This window comes from Dyadobacter sandarakinus, assembly GCF_016894445.1.
In the GTDB taxonomy this organism is placed as follows: domain Bacteria; phylum Bacteroidota; class Bacteroidia; order Cytophagales; family Spirosomataceae; genus Dyadobacter; species Dyadobacter sandarakinus.
In genome coordinates, this window is record NZ_CP056775.1 from 4,532,444 (window position 1) to 4,549,779 (window position 17,336).

General features: G+C 49.3%; 16 protein-coding genes and 1 tRNA gene. 9 read left to right on the top strand and 8 right to left on the bottom strand.

Annotated elements, in window-relative coordinates:
- Nucleotides 1–50 precede the first annotated feature (50 nt).
- Together HWI92_RS18460 and HWI92_RS18465 are read right to left on the bottom strand one after the other, a co-directional pair.
- Nucleotides 51–1,067 carry an aspartate-semialdehyde dehydrogenase gene (locus HWI92_RS18460; RefSeq protein WP_204658018.1) on the bottom strand — a complete coding sequence of 339 codons (1,017 nt, stop codon included), beginning with the start codon at nucleotides 1,065–1,067 and terminating at the stop codon, nucleotides 51–53.
- A 138-nt stretch (nucleotides 1,068–1,205) separates the two neighbouring features.
- On the bottom strand, nucleotides 1,206–1,787 hold the full coding sequence (locus HWI92_RS18465) for a 5-formyltetrahydrofolate cyclo-ligase (RefSeq protein WP_204658020.1): 582 nt from the start codon (nucleotides 1,785–1,787) through the stop codon (nucleotides 1,206–1,208).
- A gap of 147 nt (nucleotides 1,788–1,934) precedes the next feature.
- On the opposite strand from HWI92_RS18465, the gene HWI92_RS18470 reads away from it, so the two are divergent.
- Both HWI92_RS18470 and HWI92_RS18475 read left to right on the top strand, forming a co-directional pair.
- A complete protein-coding gene (locus tag HWI92_RS18470) occupies nucleotides 1,935–3,146 on the top strand; it encodes an NADP-dependent isocitrate dehydrogenase (RefSeq protein ID WP_204658022.1) in 1,212 nt (403 codons plus the stop codon).
- A gap of 118 nt (nucleotides 3,147–3,264) precedes the next feature.
- A complete protein-coding gene (locus tag HWI92_RS18475) occupies nucleotides 3,265–4,461 on the top strand; it encodes a BamA/TamA family outer membrane protein (RefSeq protein ID WP_229248278.1) in 1,197 nt (398 codons plus the stop codon).
- A gap of 13 nt (nucleotides 4,462–4,474) precedes the next feature.
- On the opposite strand, the gene HWI92_RS18480 is transcribed toward HWI92_RS18475, so the two are convergent.
- Nucleotides 4,475–5,032, bottom strand: coding sequence for a CopD family protein (locus HWI92_RS18480; protein WP_204658024.1), 558 nt, complete (start codon nucleotides 5,030–5,032; stop codon nucleotides 4,475–4,477).
- Nucleotides 5,033–5,265: 233 nt separating this feature from the next.
- On the opposite strand from HWI92_RS18480, the gene msrA reads away from it, so the two are divergent.
- Nucleotides 5,266–5,859 carry a peptide-methionine (S)-S-oxide reductase MsrA gene (gene msrA / locus HWI92_RS18485; protein ID WP_229248280.1) on the top strand — a complete coding sequence of 198 codons (594 nt, stop codon included), beginning with the start codon at nucleotides 5,266–5,268 and terminating at the stop codon, nucleotides 5,857–5,859.
- A gap of 138 nt (nucleotides 5,860–5,997) precedes the next feature.
- Nucleotides 5,998–6,510 (top strand): hypothetical protein, encoded by a 513-nt coding sequence (locus HWI92_RS18490; RefSeq protein WP_204658028.1) that lies wholly within the window; start codon nucleotides 5,998–6,000, stop codon nucleotides 6,508–6,510.
- A gap of 224 nt (nucleotides 6,511–6,734) precedes the next feature.
- Here HWI92_RS18490 and HWI92_RS18495 read toward each other — a convergent pair.
- The 3 genes from HWI92_RS18495 to ubiE form a co-directional block, all read right to left on the bottom strand.
- Nucleotides 6,735–6,809, bottom strand: a tRNA-Val gene (locus HWI92_RS18495).
- A 110-nt stretch (nucleotides 6,810–6,919) separates the two neighbouring features.
- Complete coding sequence (porT, locus tag HWI92_RS18500; RefSeq protein ID WP_445447110.1) at nucleotides 6,920–7,627, bottom strand: type IX secretion/gliding motility protein PorT/SprT; 708 nt, start codon at nucleotides 7,625–7,627, stop codon at nucleotides 6,920–6,922.
- Entirely contained in the window at nucleotides 7,600–8,322 is a 723-nt protein-coding gene (ubiE, locus tag HWI92_RS18505) for a bifunctional demethylmenaquinone methyltransferase/2-methoxy-6-polyprenyl-1,4-benzoquinol methylase UbiE (RefSeq protein ID WP_204658032.1), read from the bottom strand. Before ubiE ends, porT begins: the two co-directional genes overlap by 28 nt.
- Before the next feature lie 117 nt (nucleotides 8,323–8,439).
- Here ubiE and HWI92_RS18510 point away from each other — a divergent pair, with 117 nt between their 5' ends.
- Nucleotides 8,440–9,243 (top strand): hypothetical protein, encoded by an 804-nt coding sequence (locus HWI92_RS18510; protein ID WP_229248287.1) that lies wholly within the window; start codon nucleotides 8,440–8,442, stop codon nucleotides 9,241–9,243.
- A 17-nt stretch (nucleotides 9,244–9,260) separates the two neighbouring features.
- A complete protein-coding gene (locus HWI92_RS18515; RefSeq protein ID WP_204658034.1) occupies nucleotides 9,261–9,848 on the top strand; it encodes a hypothetical protein in 588 nt (195 codons plus the stop codon).
- On the opposite strand, the gene HWI92_RS18520 is transcribed toward HWI92_RS18515, so the two are convergent.
- The gene (locus HWI92_RS18520; protein WP_204658036.1) at nucleotides 9,839–10,750 is read right to left on the bottom strand and encodes a sugar phosphate isomerase/epimerase family protein; all 912 of its coding nucleotides are present in this window, start codon (nucleotides 10,748–10,750) and stop codon (nucleotides 9,839–9,841) included. The genes HWI92_RS18515 and HWI92_RS18520 overlap by 10 nt on opposite strands.
- 12 nt (nucleotides 10,751–10,762) lie before the next feature.
- Nucleotides 10,763–11,920, bottom strand: a complete 1,158-nt coding sequence (locus HWI92_RS18525) for a Gfo/Idh/MocA family protein (RefSeq protein WP_204658038.1) — start codon at nucleotides 11,918–11,920, stop codon at nucleotides 10,763–10,765.
- 155 nt (nucleotides 11,921–12,075) lie between these two features.
- Between HWI92_RS18525 and HWI92_RS18530 the strand changes: the two genes are divergently transcribed.
- From HWI92_RS18530 to HWI92_RS18540, 3 genes are read left to right on the top strand one after another with little or no spacing between them, the layout of a single operon-like run.
- Nucleotides 12,076–14,172 (top strand): bi-domain-containing oxidoreductase, encoded by a 2,097-nt coding sequence (locus HWI92_RS18530; RefSeq protein ID WP_204658040.1) that lies wholly within the window; start codon nucleotides 12,076–12,078, stop codon nucleotides 14,170–14,172.
- On the top strand, nucleotides 14,169–16,100 hold the full coding sequence (locus HWI92_RS18535) for a heparinase II/III domain-containing protein (RefSeq protein WP_204658042.1): 1,932 nt from the start codon (nucleotides 14,169–14,171) through the stop codon (nucleotides 16,098–16,100). Before HWI92_RS18530 ends, HWI92_RS18535 begins: the two co-directional genes overlap by 4 nt.
- Complete coding sequence (locus HWI92_RS18540) at nucleotides 16,057–17,322, top strand: glycosyltransferase family 4 protein (RefSeq protein ID WP_204658044.1); 1,266 nt, start codon at nucleotides 16,057–16,059, stop codon at nucleotides 17,320–17,322. Before HWI92_RS18535 ends, HWI92_RS18540 begins: the two co-directional genes overlap by 44 nt.
- The last annotated feature ends 14 nt before the right edge of the window (nucleotides 17,323–17,336 follow it).

The window sequence follows — 17,336 nt, forward strand, 5'->3', positions numbered from 1 at the left end:
GAGGCTGCCCTGACCGGACAGCCTCCCTGAAAACCTTTTCTGTATTGTTACTATGCCTGTACTTGCTCCGGTGTACCTACCAGGTCATGTTTGGCAAGATACTCGGCGATCTGCACGGCATTGGTAGCGGCACCTTTACGAAGGTTATCTGCTACGATCCACAGGTTCAAAGTCTTAGGCTGTGATTCATCGCGGCGGATACGTCCTACGAAGGTCTCGTCTTTTCCATGTGCGGTAAGCGGCATGGGATATACAGCATTTTTAGGATCATCCTGCAATACCACACCTTCCGTGCTGCTCAGGATCTGACGTACCTCATCCAGGTCAAATTCATTTTCAAATTCAATATTCACCGCCTCTGAGTGACCGCCGATCGTCGGGATGCGGACAGTAGTTGCAGTTACCGCAATGCTGTCGTCGCTCATGATCTTCTTGGTTTCATTGGTCATCTTCATTTCCTCTTTGGTATAACCATTGTCCAGGAAAACGTCGATGTGCGGCAATACGTTTAGGTCGATCTGGTGCGGGTACACCTTATCTTTGCTGTGATCTCCGGAACGCTCTGCAAACAGCTGGTCGACAGCCGCCTTGCCGGTGCCGGTTACCGACTGGTAAGTCGATACCACCACCCTTTTGATTTTATATTTCTGGTGCAAAGGATTGAGCACCACCACCATCTGGATCGTTGAACAGTTGGGATTGGCGATAATCTTATCCTCTCTTGTAAGCTCGGATGCATTAATCTCAGGTACTACGAGTTTTTTCGTAGCGTCCATTCTCCATGCAGAAGAGTTATCTACTACGGTAATACCTGCTTCGGCAAACTTGGGAGCCAATGCAAGCGAAGTGCTGCCTCCGGCAGAAAAGATGGCGATTTCGGGCCTGACTGCAATCGCTTCCTCAAAACCGATCACCTTGACCTGTTTACCCTTGAATGTAACTTCCTTACCAACAGACCTTTCTGATGCGACAGCCAACAATTCCGTCACCGGGAAATTACGCTCTTCGAGCACTTTGAGGATTTCGCCGCCCACCAGACCGGTAGCGCCTACTACTGCGATTTTCATTCTTGCATTGAAATTTTAAAATGGATAAATAAACAATATGCTCTTTCAGATAAAAAGCGCTGCAAATTTAAGACGATTTTCACTATGAACACCCGCCCTGACCTTTAAACCTTTCTGAAACAGCTAAAAACGCAGGTACTACCATTGAAAGATCCCGTCAGGGGTAATGCACGCATTCATGGGCACATCGAAATTGTCCAGATCTGCTATTTTGTCCACCGGCCCGAAAAATGACAGTCCGATTTTCCATGTTTCGGGCCGGCAATGCGGCAGAAAATGATCGTAAAACCCACCGCCGTAACCTACACGAAAACCCTGCTTGTCAAAAGCCAGCATCGGAATAATCACCACGTCAATTTCTTCGGGCAGTACCTGTAATTCTGCGGCAGGGTCTGGTTCCGGGATTTGCCATGCATTGGGAATAAACTTTGAACCGGGACTAATGCTGAAATGCAGCATATCCCTGGTACCGGGTACCACAAACGGCGCAGCAACACGCAGGTTACTGAAAGCATCACGCAATGCATCAATAATCTTCAGGGTATCGACCTCACTGTTGCGGGCCTGCGTCAGGAAAATATGGACAGTAGTAAAAGATTTATTCCGTAAAAACCTGGTCAGATTGGCTGAAATTGCTTGTGTAAGCTGCTGAATGCTGCCCGGATCGAGGTTTTTCCTCTTGTTTAGATAGGTACGCCGGAGTGCTGATTTGGTCATCATAAAGGCAGGCAGGAGACCCGGAATAAGCCAGGTTTTTTTGTGCGCAAAGTTCGACTTAATCTCTCTTTTTTCGCCTTTATAAACCTATTGTTTGTACTTTCACGGTCTGAATTCAAAATCTTTAACTTTAAGAATAGCGTTAAGACAATGGACAAAATTAAAGTTGACAATCCTGTCGTTGAGCTGGATGGTGATGAAATGACCCGGATCATCTGGAAATTTATCAAAGAAAAGCTGATCCTTCCCTACCTGGACGTGGATATTAAATATTACGACCTTGGTGTAGAGTACAGGGACCAGACCAATGACCAGGTAACAGTTGATGCAGCTAATGCCATCAGGGAATATGGTGTGGGGATCAAATGTGCGACCATCACTCCGGATGAAGATCGCGTTAAAGAATTCAACCTGAAACAAATGTGGAAATCGCCAAACGGTACAATCCGGAACATCCTGGATGGAACTGTTTTCCGCGAGCCGATTGTCATGAGCAATGTTCCGCGCCTGGTTACCAACTGGACTGCACCTATCATTGTAGGCCGTCACGCATTTGGCGACCAGTACCGTGCTACCGACTTCGTGGTACCTGGCAAAGGTAAGCTGACCATCAAGTTTGAAGGTGAAGATGGACAAGTGATTGAGCATGAAGTATATCAGTACAAAGGTGCCGGCGTAGCAATGGCGATGTACAACATTGATGAGTCAATTCGCGGATTTGCACGTGCTTGCTTCAATGTAGCTTTGGACAAAGGCTGGCCGCTTTATTTGTCTACCAAAAATACGATCCTTAAAAAATACGACGGCCGCTTCAAGGATATCTTTCAGGAAGTATACGAGCAGGAATATGCAGGTAAAGTGCATTATGAGCACCGTCTGATCGATGACATGGTGGCTTCTGCATTGAAATGGGAAGGTAACTTTGTATGGGCTTGCAAAAATTATGACGGTGACGTACAATCTGATACCGTAGCACAAGGTTTCGGTTCATTGGGTCTGATGACTTCGGTACTGGTAACGCCGGACGGCAAAACCATGGAAGCAGAGGCAGCGCACGGAACCGTGACACGTCACTACCGTGAGCATCAGAAAGGCCGGCCTACATCTACCAACCCGATTGCATCCATCTTTGCATGGACACGCGGTCTGGCATTCCGCGGCAAGCTCGACGGCAATCAGCCACTGATCGATTTCAGCCATGCACTTGAAAAAGTATGTATTGAAACGGTAGAAAGCGGCAAGATGACCAAAGACCTTGCAGTGGGTATTTACGGAAACGATGTGAAGCACGGTGATCACTACCTGTACACAGAAGAGTTCCTCGAAGTAATCGATACGAACCTGAAAGCGGCATTGGCGTAAGCAGGAATAATATTTTAATATAAAGCTGTCGGTTCCTTACTGGGGCCGACAGCTTTTTGTTTTCGCCCTGTTTACATTGATCTTGATCCAACATTGTACAGCCTCAAAAGCCGCATCATTGCTGTTTGCAATGATTTGCCTGCTTGTGGTACCATCCTGCTCGTACGCACAAACCGGGGTTCAAAATGCCGATTCAGCGGCTGCGCACCCGGACAAGGACATCATGGATGTGCTGAAAGGACTCAAAAAGAAAAGTCCGGATGATACCATCAAAAAGCCCGAGAAAATTCGCAGTGGCAAGATGCTGTTTTCGATTGTGCCGGCGGCCGGTTATACCCTTTCGTCGGGGCTGGTTGGTTCCATTAATGTTAATACAGCTTTTTACACCAGCAATCCCGAGAGAACCAACATTTCCAGCATTACCACTAACTTTATATACACCCAGTACAAGCAGATGACCATCCCGCTGCAGGCCAACATCTGGACGCGCAGCAACAACGTGAATTTTGTGGTGGACTGGCGTTTTTTCAAATATCCGCAAGATACTTACGGCTTGGGGCCATATACCGAACTGACCGATGCGGTACAGCTGAACAACTCGCATTTGCGGCTTCACCAGTCGGTGCTGAAAAAAGTAGGAAAATCACTTTTTGCCGGACTGGGGTTCTTCTATGATGTACGATGGAATGTAAAACAGGCGGCAGAGAATGCGGATCTTACCAGGTACGGGCTGCTGCCGCGCTCCGTGTCTGCCGGGCCAATCGCCACAATTTCCTATGACAACCGTAAAAACTCCATTAACCCGATTGAAGGTTTTTTTGCCAATGCACAATACCGGCATAATGTGACACTGCTGAAAAGCTCGACCAACTGGCAATCGCTGATTGTGGATATACGCAAGTACTTCAACCTGCCCGCAGGCAGCCGTAACACACTGGCGATCTGGAACTACAACTGGCTGACGCTGCACGGAAAGCCCCCCTACCTTGACCTGCCAAGTACCGGCTGGGATCCATCCAATAACATCGGCCGCGGCTATATTCAGGGTCGGTTCCGGAGCCCGAAACTGCTGTATCTTGAATCGGAATACCGGTTTGCATTAACAAGAAATGGTCTGCTGGGCGCCGTCGTGTTTGCCAATGCACAAAGCGTGTCGGCCTGGCCTTCAAATGATTTCAGAAAGATATCCCCTGCCGGAGGATTGGGCTTGCGGGTGAAAGTCAACAAAACTTCCCGCGCCAATGTAGCTATCGACTACGGTTTCGGACTGCATGGTTCCCGCGGACTTTTTGTTAATCTCGGAGAAGTTTTTTAATCCCTGAAAATCACTACTCAGACGGGCTCCCCACCGACTTTCCGGCACGTACTTTTTTGACAATGCGTACTGCGGACATAATCACGATTGCAAAAATGATCAGCCCCAATACTCCCCACAGCCAGTCCACTGTATTTTTTAAAACCACCAGAAAAACGATGGAAAACAGGAAGATGGTTGCTACCTCATTGAAGAGGCGGAGCTGAAAGGACGAAAACCGGAACTTCCCGGCGCGTATTTCGAGCAGTATTTTGCGGGTAAAAAGGTGATACCCGATCAGTCCCGCGACAAAGATCAATTTGAGCTGCATCCATCCCTGATCAAGCCAGGAAGGATTGAGGTAAACCATTGCAATGCCCGCAAGCAGAGCAAGCCAGCAGGCAGGAGTCATGATTGCATTCCAGAGCAATTTTTCCATTTTGGTAAACTGTACAAACAGCACCTGACGCTCAACTTCCGGCTTTTCACCGGCCTCGGTATGGTATACAAACAGCCGCGGCATGTAGAACAGCCCGGCAAACCAGCTGACGACAAAGATGATATGGAGTGCTTTGAAATGTAGGTAGGTCATGGTAGCAATATGGCGCCCGGCTATGTACTGCCGGCAGGCGTCATCTTTTTGGGCGTCAATTTCGTAAATTTCTATAAAACGAGGGCTATAAACTTTCCCGCCCCGGAAATCGTTAACCAGGTATCAATCCCAAAAACAAGATGAGAACCACCATCCCTATATTAACGTTAATATTTTTGTGCTGCATGGTTGTGATATCATGCGCGCAGACCGACAAAAAACAGCGAAAAAATATGAACAAAGAAACCGCAGCAACTGCCCTGGACGAGAATAATGTGGATACTGCCAATACCGAAGTGGCTACTTTCGGCACCGGATGCTTCTGGTGTACGGAGGCAGTAATGGAATCTTTGGACGGAGTTAAAAAAGTGATATCAGGTTACTCGGGTGGCCATGTAGCCAATCCCGACTATAAGGCAGTGTGTACAGGCAGCACAGGCCATGCCGAGTGCGTGGAAGTGACTTACGACCCCAAAGTGGTTAGTTATACCGACCTGCTTGAAGCTTTTTTCCGCAGCCACGACCCAACTTCGCTGAACCGTCAGGGAAATGATGTGGGCACGCAGTACCGCTCGGTAATCTTTTACCATAATGATGAGCAGAAAAAAGCAGCCGAAGAAGCGAAAACTGAGCTGGACAAATCAGGTGCTTACGGGAAGCCGATTGTAACTGAAATTTCCAAAGCGGAAAAGTTTTATCCGGCTGAGGATTACCACCAAAACTACTTTGCAAACAATCCGGACCAGGGGTACTGCGCATTCGTGATAGCGCCCAAACTGGATAAGTTCAGGAAGGTGTTTAAAGAGAAGCTCCGTAAAAACATCTAGGCTGATAGATAAAAACGGGGTTTCCGCTTAATCAAAGCAGATCCCGTAAAATAACTAAGCGATGGCACAAGTTTTGAAGCGATTTGATAATGGCTTTAATTTGTGCCATTACTTTTTAACATTTAATTATCTATTACGATGAAAAAGACTCTATTAATGCTTTTCGTTGCGTCCGTGCTGAGCATGGCTTCTGAAAAGGCTTTTGCTCAGTTTGAAAAAGGAGACAAAATTCTCAACGTGGGCATTGGCGGCGGCGGTTATGGATTTTACGGCGGCGGGATTGCCATTGGTGGCTCATTTGAATATGGAGTTCACGACTTTATAAGTGTAGGTGCACAAGCTGATTTTCGCTTCTACAACTATTCCTATCTGGTAGGACCAAGCAGTAACTATGTTTCCGTCCCCATCGCTGCAAGAGGTTCTTATCACTACGGTAAACATTTTTTGACAATCGAACAACTTGACCTCTATGCAGGACCTGCACTAGGTTTTAACATTGATGGCAACGAGTACTACACCAATTCAGCAGTTGTTGCTGGTGTTTTTGCAGGAGCGAAATATTATTTTAAGCCTGCAATGGGTGTATTCCTTGAATTAGCGGGAGGAACTAACATGATTCCGGTAAAAGCTGGTCTTTCATTCAAGTTCTGACAAGTTTTAATTTACGAGATAACGCAAAGAGGCCGATCCGGAAATCCGGATCGGCCTCTTTGCGTTAGGGCATTTTCAAGTAAATAAACTTTCTTTCTTTCTGCAATGCTCCCGGCTAGTGTACCGGCATCATTTGCGGCGGCAATGCATACATTCCAGGGTAAAGCCGATCAAGAAATCAAGCCACAAAAAAAGGCGCTGAAATCAGCGCCTTTTGTATTCCGTGGGAGTTGAGGGATTCGAACCCCCGACCCTCTGCTTGTAAGGCAGATGCTCTGAACCAACTGAGCTAAACTCCCTTTTTCCCGTCGTTTGGGAGTGCAAATATGTGCGACGTGGTTTATTTATGCAACTATTCGTGTGTAAAATTTTTCAACTATTTTTTAATCAGCTGACGATCAGGAGCACTTTATTCAAAATTCAGGTACAATGTTACGGTGTGCGTAGTTAGTTTGCCGATGCCCATACCCGCCGAGTTTTTAGAAGGCTGGAAAACATTGGCAATACCATGCGAAAACCGCAGCTCCGGGGCAAACTTGAAGAACTCGAAAAACTGCTCATACCCTACTCCGTAGTCAATCGAAAAATCATTGGACTTCGTATCCAGCCGGCCGGTTCCCCCGCCCCGGTTCCTTTTTACATTCGTCTCCACCCCGAAAGTCACACCCGCGAGCATGTACATTCTTGAATTTACCCGCCGCACAGACTTGTATTTGAGCAGCAAAGGCACTTCTATCCAGGTAGATTCCCTTTTTTCAATCAGGTCTGTACCTCCCGGGTAGCGGTACTTGACATGGCGTTCGTAAAGGGATACCGAAGGCGTAGTCCGAAGGTCAAAACGATCATTCAGGAATGCATTCACCACGAATCCCATGCGAAAGGCCGCATTGGTTGGTGACTCGATCACAAACGCAGAATCTTTGGGAACAAAGTCTTCGTTGTGTTTGATATTAAACCTGGTAAACGGCACAGCGAAAAGAATGCCGTAGTGGATAGGCTTGTCGTCGTAGAATTCAAGATGGCGGCGCCGGTAGCCGATACCCTGCGCGCTGACTTCCTGTACTGCCAGTAACAGCGCCAGCAGGCCCACTATTTTTGCCCGATGTAGACTGAACAAATTCCGAAGGTAAGTGATATGCATTTGGTATTGACGAAACCTGCTCTTTTATAAATTTCCAAAAATGCCTCGCCGTCAGGGAAAGCCTGAACCGACTCCGGCAGGTAAGTGTAAGCCGCGCTGTCCCTGGAAACGGTCTTTCCGATCAACGGTAATATGTACTTGAAATAAAAATTATAAAACTGCTTGAAAGGAAACGAACGCGGCTTGGAAAACTCCACCACCACGCAGGTACCATTAGGTTTCATCACGCGGTTCATCTCGGTAAGCCCCGCAAGCAGATTCTGAAAATTGCGTACTCCAAACGAAACGATGATCGCGTCAAAATAATTGTCTGCAAAAGTCAGGTTTTCCGAGTCGCCGCTTTGGAGCGTAATAATGTCCTGCTTGCCCAGTTTGGCCACTTTTTCCCGACCAATTGCGAGCATTCCCTCTGAAATATCGACACCTATGATCTTTTCGGGCTTCAAGGCAAGCGCCTCAATGGCAAAGTCGCCGGTACCTGTAGCAATATCCAGGATGACTTTGGGCTTTTGTTTTTTCAGATAGCCGATCGCCTTTTTGCGCCAGTAGATATCCACTCCGGCACTCAGCAAATGGTTGAGCAGGTCGTATTTGGGAGAAATATTATCAAACATTTCGGCTACCTGCTCCCGCTTGCTGCCCTCCTTGTCTTTATATGGTACTACGCTCATGTTGCTTCCTGATAACTTCAACAGAACAAAGCTAAGGCTTATTTGTTTGCATCAGTCCAATGCTTTTTTCCAAAACAAGAGAAATCGTGCTGACCAAACCCGTAGTACCGCGTCTAAATGCAACACAGGTTTACACGCAATATCATGGTCCGGCTGCTGCTCACGCTCGTGCTTTATTTTTTCCTGCATCGTATAAATGCCCAGGCTCCATCCGCCAGGCGCTGGTCGTCCAATGGTATCAGCGGGCTGAAGAGCTATAACCGGAAAGAAAAGCAGCCAAACTTCCTTGTGCTCCGGGCAGGGCTTACGCAGTTTTACGGCGAGCTGTACGAGCAGGATATGCACGGGATGGCCGGCGTAGGTGCAGGCCGGTGGGTCAATAAAAACTGGGCGCTGAAATTTGAATATACGGCCGGAAAGCTGGGCGGGCAGGAAGCTTCTTTTTTCAATACGTATTTTATCAACACCTATAACACTTTTGAGCTGCATGCACAATGGGACCTCACCCGGCAGTTCAGCCACTTTGAGCCCGGCGACCTGCATCTCAATGCCTACGCAGGATTAGGATTGATGATTTTCAATGCCAATGCATTTGACCTGACCGACGGCCGGATGCTGCGTTTTACAGGCAGCAAGCTAAGTGCACGCAATCCGCTCTTTTTACGCTGGGGCAAGCCCCGGGGTGCGCCCGGAATCCGCAATACCCACGAGGGCATTCTTCCGCTGGGCATTTGTTCCGAATACCATTTTTTAAACCATTGGAAGCTTATCTTTGACTTTCGCTTTTATTTCATCCGCACCGATAAGGCCGACGCGACCTCAGGGATGCGGCTCAGCAACCCGGAAGAAAGCGAATCGTACAGCGACACGCCCAATGACAAGTTCAGTTACATATCGGCCGGGCTGGGTTTTCAGTTTTAAGTAAAAAATGGTTTAACATGCTTTCTGCCGATCCCAAATACCGGCTTTATCCTACATTGCTCAACACCTATGATCGCTTTGAAAAAGGCCTGATCACGCAGGAGGAGCTTGTTGCAAGGATCAACCGGCTTCCAAGTACGCCCACAGAGGCCCAGATCAAGGGTACATCTTTTGAGGATGCCGCCATCAAGGGCATCGGGGAAGAAGATTACGATTACCGTATCCTGGCCAAAGTACGCGCCCTGCTGCCGCGCCCTATGGTAAAAACACAGGTGTACTGCGAGTACCAGCTCGAAAATATCCTGCTGTACGGCTACGTGGATGTGATCGGGAAAATGATGGCCGCAGACATTAAAACAACTGCCCGCTATACGCCGGGCAGCTACCTGCAAAGCCACCAGAATTTTTACCTGCCTGCACTCCGCAGCAAAGGAATCCGCATGCTGCGCTACATTATCACCGATTTTGAAGATGTGTATGCCGAAGAGTACGACCACACGATCGACCTCACATTTCAGGAGGAGCAGGCGCGGAGGTTCTGCGAATTTCTGGACCTGGCCCGTCCTGATATCACCGATCAGCGGATTTTTGGAAGTTATTTGTAGGTTTTCAATGCATTTTCATCTCCGAGGTCCTTTAAAACTTTTTTCAGTCCCTCCATATTCATTGTCAGGCCTACTTCGGCGTCGGGGGCAGTATCTTCATTGATGATCCCCACGGGTCCCCGATAGGTGCTGCTGCGTACAATTTTCATCATCTCCCGCTCGGCATCCCCCTGCCCGATCGGCACTACCTTCACGGGATTTCCTTTTTTCAGTCCGGCAAGGTTCAGGGCCATCAGGTGAGGTAGTATTTTCGGGAAAAACTCGGGAAAGCGGTCGATGTGCTCCTCCGCATGATGGAAGTTATATACGATCCCGATGTTAGGTCTTTTCAGGTAGCTGATCACTTCCAGCTGGTTTTCGGGTTCGCCATACCACCCGCCATGGTTGTACAAACCTACCGTACAACCAATTTCGGCCGCTTTGCCGGCAATGTAAGCTATGGGCCGGGCTACCGCATTCACCTTTTCCTGCTGGGTCATCGCATCCATATCCTTGATACCGCCTATCATGCACCAGATCTGTGTTTTGACGTGGTTTCTTTTCAGCACATCAAGGATCGTATGGAAGTTCTTGTCATTTTCAGGATTGGGTCCCGAGTACAGCCAGAAGGCCTGCAGGGTGATTTTGTGCTTTTTTAACGTTTGTATTTCTTCATCAAAAGTAGGGATATGCTGCTCACGCCAGTCGTAAGCCAGCATCTTAATGCCCAGCCTGTCGAGCATCTGGCAGCGCTCCTCCGGGTTCCTGTTTTTAATATCAAAGGGCACAATGCACCACGCTATCAGGTTGTCGCGTGCGTAGATATCCTTTGTTTTCCTTTGGGCAAAAAGCTCTTCTGCGTACAGCAGCATGGTCAGCAGCACAGTACAGGCTGCAATCCGGAACAGATCATACTTTTTCATTTTCCTGATGGGTTAAATGGTAACCTGCCGCCCTGCTTCTGCCGATTCGAGCCCGGCTTCCAGCACCTGCATGATTTTCAGACCATCCTCAAAGTCGGGCTTTACGGGGGTACCGGCAGCAACTCCCTTTATAAAGTCCGCCACGGCATGTACAAATGCATGTTCATAGCCAATGATGTGCCCCGCCGGCCACCAGTTGCCCGCATAAGGATGCTCCGGCTCGGTAGCCAGGATCGTCCTGAAACCCTGCTGCCCGGCCTGGTCGTCCAGCGAGTAGTACTGAAATTCGTTCATCCGCTCCATGTTAAAGAGGATACTTCCCTTGCTTCCATATAGCTCAAACGTCAGGTGATTCTTACGTCCGGTTGCAAAGCGCGTCGCCTCAAACGAGCCGATCGCTCCGTTTTTAAACTTGACGATCATCAACGCTGCATCTTCCACGGTAACTTTTTCCTTCCCGGTGCCTTGCGCCTGAGCCGAAAGACTACCCGAAGCCGTTTCGTCTGCCACGGGGCGTTCCCCGATAAAGCTGGTGATCATAGACGTAACTGTTTCGATATCCCCCACCAGAAAATGGGCCAGGTCCACGGCATGCGAGTTGAGGTCCCACTGCGGACCAGCCTGCGCCACATCCTGTCTGAGCTGCCAGGTAAGCGGAAAATCGGGGTCTACGATCCAGTCCTGCTGGTAAGCGCAGCGCCAGTGGAAAATCCGGCCGAGCTGGCCGCTATCCACCATTTTCCTGATATATGCGACCGCGGGAGTACGCCGGTAATTATGGTTCAGGTAATGTGTTACGCCATTGTCCTCACATACTTTCAGCATTTCTTCGGCTTGCCGGCTGGTCATGGAGAGCGGTTTTTCACAAAAAATATGTTTACCCTCTTTTGCCGCAGCCAATGCAATCTCATAATGCAGGTTCTGCGGTAGCGCAATATCCACAATGTCAATATCGGGTCGGGAAACGAGTTTTTTCCAGTCTGTTTCCACTTCCTCCCAGCCCCATTTGTCGGCAAATGCGCGTACATAAGGCTCGTGCCGGCCACAGGCAGCTTTCAGCACGGGCGTAGCAGGTATGTCAAAGAAAAGCGGTGCCTGCCGCCAGCCATTGCTGTGTGCCCTGCCCATGAATTTGTATCCGATAATGCCGATGTTCAGTTGGTCCTTCATATTTAATTCAAAAAGGTAAATGCTTTTAAAAGCCGCATCCAGCGGGTTTATATCCTCTTTCCTGTATGTGGCAGGAGGGGTATTTTTGCAGTTGAGAATTGTAGTTTTCGTAAAACTATCCAAATTGCGGAGAGTCACACACACTATTTTTTGCAATGCAGCAACTTCTCCAGCAGCTTCGTACCGGCGACATTTCCGTACACAATATTCCCGCGCCGCAGGTTCGCAAAGGCTGCCTGCTTATTCAAACCCGCAAATCACTCGTATCTACCGGCACTGAAAGGATGCTCGCACAGTTTGGCCACGCCGGACTCCTGCAAAGAGCATGGCAGCAGCCTGAAAAGGTCAGACAGGTACTTGATAAAGTCCGTGCCGATGGCCTTGTTCCCGCCTGGAAGGCCGTACAAGGTAAAATGCAGGAGGTGCTGCCCCTTGGGTACTGCAATGCAGGTACAGTACTGGCGGTAGGTCAGGAGGTAACCGGATTTCAGGTGGGCAGCAGGGTTGTAAGTAATGGTCCGCATGCCGAGATCGTTTGTGTTCATCAAAATCTTGCAGCCCTCATTCCCGACCAGGTTCCTGACGAAGATGCTGTATTTACGGTTCCTGCGTCCATAGGTCTGCAAAGTATCCGGCTGCTGAACCCATCTCTGGGAGAAACCATCGTTGTGATCGGCCTGGGGCTGGTGGGCCTGCTTACCGCGCAATTGTTGATCCGGAATGGTTGCCAGGTGATTGGTCTGGAACTGAACGAAGCCAAGCTTCACCTGGCCCGTACGCTTGGTATAACCTGCATTCATCCTGATCATACCAGTGCATCGGACTTCATACAGGATCTCACAGGCGGCCACGGCGCCGACGGGGTGATTGTTGCAACTTCTTCCCGCTCTCATGCTGTACTTGCACAGGCTGCACGACTTTCGCGAAAACGCGGGCGCATTATCCTGGCAGGTACCGCAGGCATGCACCTCAGCCGTCCTGATTTTTATGAAAAAGAGCTGTCCTTCCAGGTTTCGTGCTCCTATGGACCTGGCAGGTACGACCTCCACTACGAGCAGCATGGCACAGACTACCCACTGCCCTTTGTCAGGTGGACCGCCAACCGCAATTTTCAAACGATTTTGAAAATACTTTCGCAAGGTACATTACAGGTAAAGCCGCTACTTTCCCACATTTTTTCCCTGTCGGATCACCCGCAGGCGTATGCCAGTCTTAACAACCCTGATACCATAGCAGTACTGTTCGACTATCCGCAACAGATAGAAACCAATACTATTGTACGGATGCCGCATGTCAGTACAAGGCCTGCAAAAGGAAGTGCAGGCATCATTGGTGCCGGGCAGTTTGTAAAAGGTAATCTTTTACCTCTTCTGAAAAACATCCCTGTCAGAGGCATTGCCAGTGCGGCCGGTATTTCTGCGGCTATGCTGGCAGACAAATACAACATTCCCATACGCACTACCGATTACCGCCACCTGCTCGCCGATCCGGACATTCAGCTGATATGCATTGCTACCCGCCATCACCTGCACGCTTCCCTCACCGGCGAGGCGCTGCAAGCCGGAAAGCACGTTTACGTTGAAAAACCGCTGGTACTTACCCGGCAGGAATATGACACGCTGGTTTCCATCCGGAACCAGGCAGGGACACAGGGCTTATTGCTGCATGTGGGCTTCAACAGGCGGTTTTCGGAGCATGTGATCAGAATGAAAGCATTACTTGGCGGAGCACGAATGCACCTCAGCATCAGCATCAATGCAGGCAGTATTAATGCCGGCTCCTGGGTAAATGATCCTGAAACGGGAGGCGGCCGGATTCTGGGCGAAGCCTGCCACTTTATTGATCTTGCCATATGCCTCACAGGCAGTCTGGTCACCCGCATTTGTTCCCAGCTTTCTTCCAATGAAGAAGCCAGTGTCATGCTGCGGCATGCCAATGGCTCTGCTACGGTTATCCAGTACATTACGGGTGGGCACAAAGCTTATTCCAAGGAGCGCATGGAGGCCCACAGCCTTGGCCGTACGCTCGTGCTGGACAACTTCCGGACACTTACCGGATATGGTTTTCCACATTTTTCGAAGTACAGCAGCGCGCAGGATAAAGGACATGCCGCACAATTTGCCGGCCTGGCCCGGCTGGTACGCGAAGGCGGGCAACCTCTCATCTCCGCCGAAGAGCTTTTCAATGGTGCTTTGGCTACTTTAAGCATTGCAGAAAGCTGGCAATCAGCCTCCTGGATTGACCTCCCATGAAGTACACGGAAATCGCAGGATGGGTGCGGCTTTCCCGGGATATGGGTTTGCGGTACTGCATTTTTAGGGTCTGGTATTATGTCCAACGCCAGTCGGGCATACTGCGGCTGCGGTTTCCAGCCCGGACCATGAGGCGCTCATTCATCAACCTGGATATCTGGCAGCACGCATCCATACCCTTCTTTTTTAATGGAAAACATCTGCTGCTGACACCGGATCCTACCAAAACCGCATTGAAGGAAAAGCATTGCCGCATCTTGTCAGGCGAATTTCCCTACTTCAATGCGATGTGGCATCGGTCGCCTGGCTGGCATACGCATCCGCTGAACGGATATACCTTTGATCCTGAGCTGCATTGGACAAAAATCCCCGACTTTTCATTACAGCAGGGTGATATCAAGATGGTTTGGGAAAAATCCCGGTTTACCTTCCTGTATGACCTCATCCGCTATGATTATCATTTTCAGGAAGATCAGTCGGGCCTGGTGCTGGAACTCATAACGGACTGGATTACCCAAAATCCTGTAAACCGCGGCCCAAACTGGATGTGCAGCCAGGAGATTTCATTGCGGGTACTCAACTGGACGTTTGCATTGTTCTATTACAGGCATTCGACGGCGCTCAGCCAGCTGGTTCTGGACAAAGTTCTGGCAAGTATTTACGATCAGATGCGGCACGTGCGCGACAATATTTCGTTTTCCCGCATTGCAGTGCGCAACAATCACACCCTGACGGAGACCGCTGCCCTGTTTATCACAGGCATGCTCTTCCCGTTTTTTGAAGAAGCAGAAGAATGGAAGACCGCCGGAAAAAAGTTGTTTGAACAGGAAATCGCATTTCAGATCGACGTGGATGGTGCATACATCCAGCATTCTGCAAACTATTACCGCATTGTGATTCAGCTACTAAACTGGGTACTCCGGCTGGCAGCGTTGCATACGGAAGTGCTCTCCCCGCAGACCTGCCGGAAAGCCCGGCAAGCTTTTCGTTTTTTGGAGCATATGCAGGATCCTGTTTCGGGCTGGCTGCCCAATTATGGTCCAAATGACGGCGCATTGTTTTTTCCGCTTACAGACTGCCATTACCGCAACTACCGCCCGCAGCTCGGTACGCTGGCCGCTATACTTGAACTCAAATGCAGTTACCCGGAAAATACGGGCTGGGAAGAAGAGGCGCATTGGCTGGGGCTCCAACCAGCCCGCCATCCTGCAAGGTTGTCGTCCATGCTGGTGACTCCTCACTTTCTGGCCGTGAAAAATGAAAATACACTTACCTGCATGCACTCAATGCAATACCGGCATCGCCCGCATCAGGCTGATAACCTGCATCTGGACGTGTGGGTAAATGGTAAAAACATTCTCCGCGATGGCGGCACTTATTCCTATCACGCGCCCGAGCATGAAGTGAAGTACTTCGCCGGAACCGCCTCCCACAATACCGTGATAATCGGCGGGCTGAATCAGATGCAGAAAAAATCGCGCTTTATCTGGCTGCATTGGATTAAAAATGCAGGTGTAAAAATCAGTACAGAAAATGATTGTCCGGTATTGCAGGGCTGGTACGAAGGATTTCGTGAAAGTGGTGACTGGATTAAACATCATCGAAAAGTGACCATTATGCAGCCAGGCCGTCTGTATATGGTAGAGGATACCATTGAACATGGGCCGCCTGACTTTATTTTAGAGCAGATCTGGAACCCGGGTGAAGGTTTTGCGGGTGATTTTCAGTTGGAATGCTTTGATCAAAACGAAGCGCCTGTCCCACTTTGCCATATGTCAGGCTGGTACTCCGGAACGTATGGCCGGAAGGTACCCGCAGAGCGGATTATTTTCAGAACAGCAGGCGGGTTCTTAAAAACATATATCATTCACAATACCATCAAGCATGCACATACTGCTGATCCACCAATACTTTTTGCAGGACGGTGAGGGCGGTGGGCCCCGCTGGAACGAAATGGGCAGGTTATGGGTACAGGCGGGTCACCAATTAACCGTAATCACAGGTGATTTACATTACATGCAGGAAAGCAGCGCCAGGAGTGAGTGCGAACATCAGTATGTAAATTCCGATGGCATCCACGTAGTTTGCTGCGGGGCGACAGCATTTTGGGATAAAGGATTTTTCGGCCGGCTGCTCGGATTTTTCACATTCGTTGGGACGTCCATGCATGCATTGCGTCAACTGCCGGACCAGTTCGACCTTGTGCTGGCCACTTCGCCTCCATTGTCAGTTGCATTACCTGGACTGGCCTTTTGTTTTTTGAAAAAACTTCCGCTCGTATTTGAAATCCGTGATCTCTGGCCGGAATCTGCGATCGCTATGGGTGTTGTGAAAAATCCTTTGCTGATCCGCCTGGCGTGCATGCTCGAAAAGTATGTCCTCAAAAAAGCAGCACTCATCAATGTACTCACCCCTGCATTCAGGCTGAACCTGATCGGTAAAGGTATTTCCCCTGAAAAGATAATCTGTGTTCCCAATGCGGCGGATTTCGGGCTGGCGGATCAGGTGGCTGAAACCTTCAACCGGGAACAATTCAGAGCGCAGCATGGCTTCTGCGGGCGCTTCGTGATCGTGTATGCAGGCGCGCATGGCCCTGCCAATCAGCTGGTTCAGCTGGCAGACGCAGCTGCTTTACTCCAACACACCAGCGTACTTTTTGTGCTGATCGGCGATGGCAGGCAAAAAGCCGCATTGGTGAATTACTGCCGGGATCATTGCATTGCAAACATGGTTTTCCTGCCTCCTATGAGCAGACCGAAGGTTTTTCGTTACATATTGGCAGCTAATATGGGCGTAGCAGCCCTGGCAAAAAAGGAGATTTTCAAGACCATTTACAGTAACAAAACCTTTGATTATTTCTCCTGTAAAAAACCAGTGCTAATGATTATTGACGGCATTTCAAGGCAACTTGCCGAGGAAGCCGGGGCGGGTATTTATGCAGAACCCGAGCATGCGGCGGACATTGCGGACAAGGTTCGATTCTGCATGCAAAACCCTGCTTTACTAGTGCAGATGGGCGAAAACGGTTATGACTTTGCGCGGCAACATTACAACCGCACCAGGCTGGCTGAAACTTACCTGGAACACCTGGAAAATGTAGTCAGCAGCAATGAACCCAAAGTACGGGCAGGTGGTTTTTTAAACAGGTAAAAGCACTTTGATCA

Excerpts from the sequence above, each read along its gene's own strand:
- msrA (WP_229248280.1), top strand. The coding sequence starts at position 5,266 with ATGAACAAAGAAACCGCAGCAACTGCCCTGGACGAGAATAATGTGGAT.
- HWI92_RS18465 (WP_204658020.1), bottom strand. The coding sequence starts at position 1,787 with ATGATGACCAAATCAGCACTCCGGCGTACCTATCTAAACAAGAGGAAA.
- HWI92_RS18460 (WP_204658018.1), bottom strand. The coding sequence starts at position 1,067 with ATGAAAATCGCAGTAGTAGGCGCTACCGGTCTGGTGGGCGGCGAAATC.
- HWI92_RS18520 (WP_204658036.1), bottom strand. The coding sequence starts at position 10,750 with ATGAAAAAGTATGATCTGTTCCGGATTGCAGCCTGTACTGTGCTGCTG.
- HWI92_RS18510 (WP_229248287.1), top strand. The coding sequence starts at position 8,440 with ATGCAACACAGGTTTACACGCAATATCATGGTCCGGCTGCTGCTCACG.
- HWI92_RS18525 (WP_204658038.1), bottom strand. The coding sequence starts at position 11,920 with ATGAAGGACCAACTGAACATCGGCATTATCGGATACAAATTCATGGGC.
- ubiE (WP_204658032.1), bottom strand. The coding sequence starts at position 8,322 with ATGAGCGTAGTACCATATAAAGACAAGGAGGGCAGCAAGCGGGAGCAG.
- HWI92_RS18480 (WP_204658024.1), bottom strand. The coding sequence starts at position 5,032 with ATGACCTACCTACATTTCAAAGCACTCCATATCATCTTTGTCGTCAGC.
- HWI92_RS18490 (WP_204658028.1), top strand. The coding sequence starts at position 5,998 with ATGAAAAAGACTCTATTAATGCTTTTCGTTGCGTCCGTGCTGAGCATG.
- HWI92_RS18535 (WP_204658042.1), top strand. The coding sequence starts at position 14,169 with ATGAAGTACACGGAAATCGCAGGATGGGTGCGGCTTTCCCGGGATATG.
- HWI92_RS18515 (WP_204658034.1), top strand. The coding sequence starts at position 9,261 with ATGCTTTCTGCCGATCCCAAATACCGGCTTTATCCTACATTGCTCAAC.
- HWI92_RS18540 (WP_204658044.1), top strand. The coding sequence starts at position 16,057 with ATGCACATACTGCTGATCCACCAATACTTTTTGCAGGACGGTGAGGGC.
- HWI92_RS18530 (WP_204658040.1), top strand. The coding sequence starts at position 12,076 with ATGCAGCAACTTCTCCAGCAGCTTCGTACCGGCGACATTTCCGTACAC.
- HWI92_RS18470 (WP_204658022.1), top strand. The coding sequence starts at position 1,935 with ATGGACAAAATTAAAGTTGACAATCCTGTCGTTGAGCTGGATGGTGAT.